The sequence below is a fragment of the Nocardia sp. NPDC004718 genome, from assembly GCF_053601535.1.
This window is the reverse complement of the sequence record NZ_JBSGCA010000018.1, coordinates 84,534-90,980: the sequence shown is the minus strand read 5'-3', so window position 1 is coordinate 90,980 and position 6,447 is coordinate 84,534. Positions and strand designations below refer to the sequence as shown.

At 66.9% G+C, this 6,447-nt stretch carries 7 protein-coding genes; 6 read left to right on the top strand and 1 reads right to left on the bottom strand.

Annotated features, from left to right (window positions below; all coding sequences use genetic code 11):
* Window positions 1–15 precede the first annotated feature (15 nt).
* Together ACWEH3_RS16275 and ACWEH3_RS16270 are read left to right on the top strand one after the other, a co-directional pair.
* Window positions 16–429: a cupin domain-containing protein gene (locus ACWEH3_RS16275; protein ID WP_450017369.1), complete on the top strand. Its 414-nt coding sequence runs from the start codon at window positions 16–18 to the stop codon at window positions 427–429.
* Between the two features lie 58 nt (window positions 430–487).
* Window positions 488–1,213, top strand: coding sequence for a hypothetical protein (locus ACWEH3_RS16270; protein ID WP_450017371.1), 726 nt, complete (start codon window positions 488–490; stop codon window positions 1,211–1,213).
* Here ACWEH3_RS16270 and ACWEH3_RS16265 read toward each other — a convergent pair.
* Window positions 1,191–1,919: a polyprenol monophosphomannose synthase gene (locus ACWEH3_RS16265; protein WP_397077952.1), complete on the bottom strand. Its 729-nt coding sequence runs from the start codon at window positions 1,917–1,919 to the stop codon at window positions 1,191–1,193. The two genes, ACWEH3_RS16270 and ACWEH3_RS16265, sit on opposite strands and share 23 nt — an antisense overlap.
* Window positions 1,920–2,035: 116 nt before the next feature.
* Between ACWEH3_RS16265 and gmd the strand changes: the two genes are divergently transcribed.
* Genes gmd through ACWEH3_RS16245 form a run of 4 tightly spaced genes read left to right on the top strand, consistent with a single transcriptional unit; the run spans window position 2,036 to window position 6,443 of the window.
* Window positions 2,036–3,058 carry a GDP-mannose 4,6-dehydratase gene (gene gmd, locus ACWEH3_RS16260; RefSeq protein WP_450017374.1) on the top strand — a complete coding sequence of 341 codons (1,023 nt, stop codon included), beginning with the start codon at window positions 2,036–2,038 and terminating at the stop codon, window positions 3,056–3,058.
* Window positions 3,055–4,308 carry a class I SAM-dependent methyltransferase gene (locus tag ACWEH3_RS16255; protein WP_450017376.1) on the top strand — a complete coding sequence of 418 codons (1,254 nt, stop codon included), beginning with the start codon at window positions 3,055–3,057 and terminating at the stop codon, window positions 4,306–4,308. Before gmd ends, ACWEH3_RS16255 begins: the two co-directional genes overlap by 4 nt.
* 1 nt (window position 4,309) lies before the next feature.
* Entirely contained in the window at window positions 4,310–5,257 is a 948-nt protein-coding gene (locus ACWEH3_RS16250) for a GDP-mannose 4,6-dehydratase (RefSeq protein WP_450017378.1), read from the top strand.
* Window position 5,258: 1 nt separating this feature from the next.
* Window positions 5,259–6,443 (top strand): class I SAM-dependent methyltransferase, encoded by a 1,185-nt coding sequence (locus ACWEH3_RS16245; RefSeq protein WP_450017380.1) that lies wholly within the window; start codon window positions 5,259–5,261, stop codon window positions 6,441–6,443.
* Window positions 6,444–6,447 lie beyond the last annotated feature (4 nt).

Sequence of the window (6,447 nt, the reverse complement as noted above, 5' to 3'; positions counted from 1 at the left end):
TGAAGGGATGCAGTAATGAAGGTCGAAGTCCTCACCCCGTCGTGCAACCTCGACACCGTCCGCGACGGGCGCGGTGGCATTTTCACCTGGGTCCCGCCGGAACCCCTGCTCGAGTTCAACCTGATCTACATGCACCCCGGCAAGGTGCGCGGCCTGCACTACCACCCGCATTTCGTCGAGTACCTGCTGTTCGTCGAGGGCAACGGCGTGCTGGTGACCAAGGACGACCACGAGGATCCGGACTGCCCGGAGGAGTTCATCCATGTGGGCAAGGGCATCTGCACGCGCACGCCGATCGGGGTGATGCACACCGTGTACTCGATCACCCCGCTGACCTTCGTCGCCATGCTGACCAAGCCGTGGGACGAGTGCGATCCGCCGATCGTGCAGGTGGCGCCGCTGCCGCACACCTTGGAAGGCAAGTCGTGAGCGGCCGAATACCGGTGCGGCCGACCAGCGCGACCGCCCGTGCCGGACAGGACCTCGCATGAGCGGGATGCGGGTGGCGGTGCTCGGCGCCGCGGGATACGTGGGCGCCGCACTGGTCGAGGCGCTCGGCAGGACGCGGCGATGGGAGGTCGTGCCCGTGGTGCGCGACGACCACGAATCCCACTGCACGGCAGGTCGTTACGACGTGCTGATCAACGCCGCCTGCCCCTCGAAGCGGTTCTGGGCCGAGCAGCATCCCGGCGACGATCGCCGGGAGACGGTGGACAAGACGCGCCTGCTGCGCGAGCAGTGGCGCTGGGACCGGTTCGTGCAGATCAGCAGCATCTCCGCACGGACCCAGCTGGACACGGTCTACGGCCGCCATCGCGCGGAAGCCGAGCGAATGTGTTCCGGCCGCGACACTTTCGTCGTCCGGCTCGGCCCGATGTACGGCGGCGACTACCGCAAGGGTGTGCTGGCGGACATGGCCGCCGACCGTCCGGTGTTCGCCAGCGGCCGCTCCCGGCAGAGTTTCGCCCCGGTGGACTGGTGCGCCGACTGGATCGCCGCCCACCTGGAGGACACCGGCCTGCGCGAGGTCGGCGCACGCACCACCGTGACGCTGGCGGAGGTCCGCGACGCGGTGGGCTCGTCCTCGCAGTTCGCCAAAGATTTTGTCGACGACCAGTTCCCGACCACCGCCACCGGCCCGGACTGGCCGGAGGCGGCGGCGGTGATCGACTGGCTGGCCGGGCGGAGGGTCAGCGATGCGCCGGCGAGGTGACGCGATGCCTGCCGGGGCGCAGGTACTTCTCCGCGCACAGCACCAGCAGGAAACGCACGCTGGTCGCGACGTCGCGGGTGCGCATCTTGGACGCGCCCGCGGTGCGGTTGAGGACGTGGATCGGCACCTGTTCGATCCGGAAACCATTGGCGGCGAGGATGTAGAGACTTTCGAAGAAGAAGGAGTAGCCGGTCGAACGAACGCGATCGAAAGCCGCCACCGGAACCGTGTCCAACCGGTAGTATCGGAACGCGCCGGTGGCATCGTAGGGCATCCGCAGCAGTGTCACGGTGAGAAAATGCCCGACCCGGGTGAGGACCTTGCGGAAGGGAGTCCAGTCGGCGAGGCTGTCCTCTTTCAGATATCGCGATCCGACCACGATGTCGAAACCGTCGGAAGCGGCGCGCAATGCCGGAAGATACGACGGCGGATGCGCGAAATCGGAATCCATCGTGATGATGTGCGCATATCCCTGCGCGTATGCCCAGCGGATACCGGCCTGGTGTGCGGAGCCGACGCCTTGCCGTCCCGCCCTGTGCAGCACATGGATACGGGGCGCGTGCTGTCGGGCCAGCTCATCGAGCAGATCTCCGGTACCGTCCGGAGAATTGTCGTCGACGAACAGGACGTCGAAATCGGAGCCCTGTTCCAGGATCTGAGCGAGCAACGGGCCCACGTTGCGACGCTCGTTGTACGTCGGAATCATTACCAGAGTTTTTTCGGAGGCCGCGCTCATGCAATCGAATTCTAATACCGGCGGCGACCGAAAGATAGGTATTGCCCGCCATTTGACGACCGGTTAGTCTCGGGGCTGGAGGTTTGATGAGAAAGGCACTGATAACCGGCATCACCGGCCAGGACGGGTCTTATCTGACAGAATTCCTGTTGCAGCAAGGATATGAGGTGCACGGGATTGTCAGGCGTGCGTCGAATTTCAATACCGACCGCATAGACCACCTGTATTCCGATACCCATTCCCAACGCCGGCTGTTCCTGCACTACGGGGATCTGATGGATTCCAGCAGTCTCAACCGGATCCTGGAGGACGTACGACCGGCGGAGATCTACAATCTGGGCGCGCAGTCGCACGTGCACATCTCGTTCCAGATCCCGGAGTTCACCGCGGAGACCAACGCCATCGGCACGCTGCGCATCCTGGACGCCATCCGCAAGACCGGCATCGCGACCCGGTTCTACCAGGCTTCGTCCTCGGAGCTCTACGGCGGCCTGCACGACGTGGCGCTCAGCGAGCGCACACCGTTCCATCCGCGCTCGCCGTACGCGGTGGCGAAGCTGTACGCGTACTGGATCACGGTCAACCACCGCGAGGCCTACGGGATGTACACGGTCAACGGCACCCTGTTCAACCACGAATCACCCAGGCGTGGCGAGGTTTTCGTCACTCGCAAGGTGACAAGGGGCGCGGTGCGCATCGCGCAGGGCAAACAGGAGAAGTTGTTCATCGGCAACCTGGACGCCCGCCGGGACTGGGGATACGCCAAGGAGTACGTCGAGGCGATGTGGCTCATGCTGCAACAGCCCGAACCCGACGACTACGTGATCGCCACCGGCGAGACGCACAGCGTGCGCGAGCTGTGCGAGACCGCGTTCTCCGCCACCGGTGTCGAATTGATATGGGAAGGAACCGGATTGACCGAGAAGGGGATCGACCGACGGACCTCGCGAGTGCTCGTCGAGGTCGATCCGACCTACTTCCGCCCCGCCGAGGTGCATCATCTCACCGGTGACCCGAGCAAGGCGCGCGAGAAGCTCGGGTGGCAGCCCCGGACGAGTTTCACCGAGCTCGTCGAGTTGATGGTCGCCCACGATATGGAGAACGCGTGACGCAAGCAGTGGCGGTGCAGGGCTGCCGGGTGTGCGGGAACACCCGGCTCGAAACGGTCGTCGACCTCGGCACGATGGCGTTGACGGGAGTGTTCCCGGCCACCGAACCGACCGAGGTGCCGCGCTACCCCTTGGAGTTGGTGCGCTGCGTGTCCGACGGCGGCGAGGAGTGCGGGCTGGTGCAGTTGCGCCACACCGCGGACTTCGGCGAAATGTATTCGCCCGGCTACGGTTACCGCTCCGGGCTGAATCGATCGATGATCGAGCACCTCGCCCACCGGGTGGACAGGATCCGGCAGCGGGTGCCACTGTCACCGGACGACGTGGTGATCGACATCGGCAGCAACGACGCGACGCTGCTGCGCGCCTATCCGGAAGGGTCGGCGACGATTCTGGGCATCGACCCGCTGGGGGAGAAGTTCCGCCGGTTCTATCCGCCGCACGTGCGGTTGGTGACCGGTTACTTCGACCACGAGCTGGCCGAATCGGTGCTCGAGGGGCGGCGAGCCAAGGTGATCACCTCGATCGCCATGTTCTACGACGTCCCGCGCCCGCTGGAGTTCATGCGCGCGGTGTACGACAGCCTCGCCGACGACGGCATCTGGGTGCTCGAACAGAGCTATCTGCCCGCGATGCTGGCCACCACCTCCTACGACACCATCTGTCACGAGCACCTCGAGTACTACACCCTCGACCAGATCGAGTGGATGGCGCGGCGGTGCGGATTCGTGGTGCTCGAGGTGGAACGCAATACCGTCAACGGCGGCAGCTTCGCACTCACACTCGGCAAGCAAGGGGTCGCCTCGCCTGCCGACGCCGCCGCGCTGGATCGGATGCGCCACGAGGAGTCCGCGCTCGGGTTGCACACCTCGCAGCCGTACGCGGAATTCGCCAAACGGGTCGACCAGCACCGCGAACAGGTCCGGGAGTTCTTCGACCGCTCCCGCAAGGCCGGTCTGCGCACGCTCGGGTACGGAGCCTCCACGAAAGGCAACGTGCTGCTGCAGCACTGCGGGATCGGGCCGGAGGATCTGGCGTGCATCGCGGAGGTCAACGACGACAAGTTCGGCAAGTTCACCCCCGGCAGCGCGATCCCGATCGTGTCCGAGGAGCAGGCGCGTGCCATGGCGCCCGACCAGTTCTTCGTGCTGCCTTGGCATTTCCGCACCATGATGCTGGAGCGGGAGAGCGCTTTCCGCGCGGCGGGCGGGCGGTTGGTGTTCCCGCTGCCGGAACTGGACGTGGTGTGAGATGACCATCGTCGTCACGGGCGCGGCCGGGCAGGACGGCACGCTGCTGTCGGACCTGCTCGCCGGGCGCGGCGAGCGCGTGCTGCGCATCGGCCGCGACGGCCCGGTCGACATCACCGACGCCGCCGCGGTCGAGGAATTCGTCGCCGCCGAACGCCCCCAGCAGGTCTACCTGCTGGCGGCGGTGCAGCATTCCTCGCAGGACGACCACGGCGACCCGCGCGAGCTGGCCCGCGCATCCCATCGGGTGAACACGCTGCCGGTGCAGCATTTCGCGGAGGCGATCGATCGCCACCGCACCGGCACCCGCCTGTTCTACGCGGCCTCGTCGCACGTCTTCGGCTCCGAGGGCGACGCGGTGTGCGACGAGAACAGCGGGCTGCGGCCGGACTCCATCTACGGGGTGACCAAAGCGGCCGGCCTGCTGGCCTGCCGCGCCTACCGTGCCCGCGGCGTCTTCGCGGCAGCCGGCATCCTGTTCAACCACGAATCTCCCCTGCGCGCAGAGAAATTCGTCACCCGCAAGATCGTGCGCGCCGTCGCCAGGATCCAGCGCGGTGAGACCGGCGCGGTGGAGGTGGGCAGGCTGGACGCGGGCGCCGACTGGGGATACGCCCCGGACTACGTCGAGGCGATGACGCGGATCCTGGCGCTCGACGAGCCGGACGAGTTCGTCGTCGCCACCGGCGAACACCACACGGTCGCGCAGTTCTGCGCGGCGGCGTTCGGCATGGCCGGACTGGACTGGCACGACCATGTCCGCGAACGCTCCTCGGTGCTCACCCGCGGCGGGCGACCGCGAGTGGGCGAGGCGAGGAAGTTGCGCGCGCGGACCGGGTGGCGCCCTTCGGTGGATTTCCACGGCATGGTGCGGGCCATGCTCGTCGCCGAGGGCGTGCGCCTTGCTGAGCAATCGAGGCCGGTACGCACCGGCGGAACGGATGGATGACGTGACCCTGAACGACGAGAACGTTCTCGCCGCCCACTTGATCTCCGTCGCCGACGGCGTTCCCGAGGAGACCGCCGCCCGGATCGGCGAGATCGGCACCGAGACCGTCGCCGACGCGGTGCTGAAGGAGATCGCCTGGCGCGCGGGCTACGGCGCCCGCCCGGGACAACCGGTGACCGCGGTGTTCGAACTGACCCACGAGGGCAAACAGCTGGACTACCTGGTCACCTTCGGCGCCGAGGACCCCGCGATCGCGCCGGGCACCCTGGAGGATCCGTGGCTGGTGGTGCGCCAGGATCTGGTGGAATTGCTGCGCGCGGTCTACGGGCCGCCCGACGCCGCCCTTGGCACCCGCGCCATCACGATCAAGGACGAGCCGGGACCGGGCAGTTTCGCGCCCGACGACCCGTGGCGACTGGCCCGCGACGCCGCCGCCGTAGCCGCCGACCGCATCGTCACCGCCTGCCGTCCCCACCACTACGACCTCAACGGGCTGTCGCTGCACTTCGGTTCGGACAAGTGGGGCGGGCACTGGTACACCCAGCACTACGAGCGGCACTTCGCGCCGCTGCGCGACAGCCGGGTCCGCATCCTCGAACTGGGTATCGGCGGATACACCGCCCCCGACGTCGGCGGCGCGTCGCTGCGGATGTGGAAGCAGTACTTCCGCCGCGGCCTGGTGTTCGGGCTGGACTACTTCGACAAGTCCGGCATCGCCGAGCCGCGCCTGCAACCCCTGCGCGGCGATCAGGGCGATCCGGCGTTCCTCGACGGGCTCGGCAACTCGCTCGGCCCGTTCGACATCATCATCGACGACGGCAGCCACATCAGCGGCGACGTGATCGCCTCGTTCGGTGCGCTGTTCGCCCACCTGCGGCCCGGCGGACTGTACGTGGTGGAGGACACTCAGACCTCCTACTGGTCGGGCTGGGGCGGAAGCAGCACCGCGACCGACGATCCGGCCACCACCATCGGTTATCTGAAAACCCTGGTGGACGCGCTGCACCACCAGGAATTCGAGAAGGAATCCGGCCGAGCGGCAGGCGCTTTCGACGACTGGATCGGGGCGCTGCACTTCTACCACAACATCGTGGTGATCGAAAAACGCCGCGCTGCCGAGCAATCGGCTCCATCATGGGTGCCTCGGCACACCAATCCGATGGAGTGGATGAAGCCGAAGGAGTGATCGG

Bases quoted from the DNA above. Each gene is read 5' to 3' on its own strand.
- ACWEH3_RS16265 (WP_397077952.1), bottom strand. From the start codon at position 1,919: ATGATTCCGACGTACAACGAGCGTCGCAACGTGGGCCCGTTGCTCGCT.
- ACWEH3_RS16250 (WP_450017378.1), top strand. From the start codon at position 4,310: ATGACCATCGTCGTCACGGGCGCGGCCGGGCAGGACGGCACGCTGCTG.
- gmd (WP_450017374.1), top strand. From the start codon at position 2,036: ATGAGAAAGGCACTGATAACCGGCATCACCGGCCAGGACGGGTCTTAT.
- ACWEH3_RS16270 (WP_450017371.1), top strand. From the start codon at position 488: ATGAGCGGGATGCGGGTGGCGGTGCTCGGCGCCGCGGGATACGTGGGC.
- ACWEH3_RS16275 (WP_450017369.1), top strand. From the start codon at position 16: ATGAAGGTCGAAGTCCTCACCCCGTCGTGCAACCTCGACACCGTCCGC.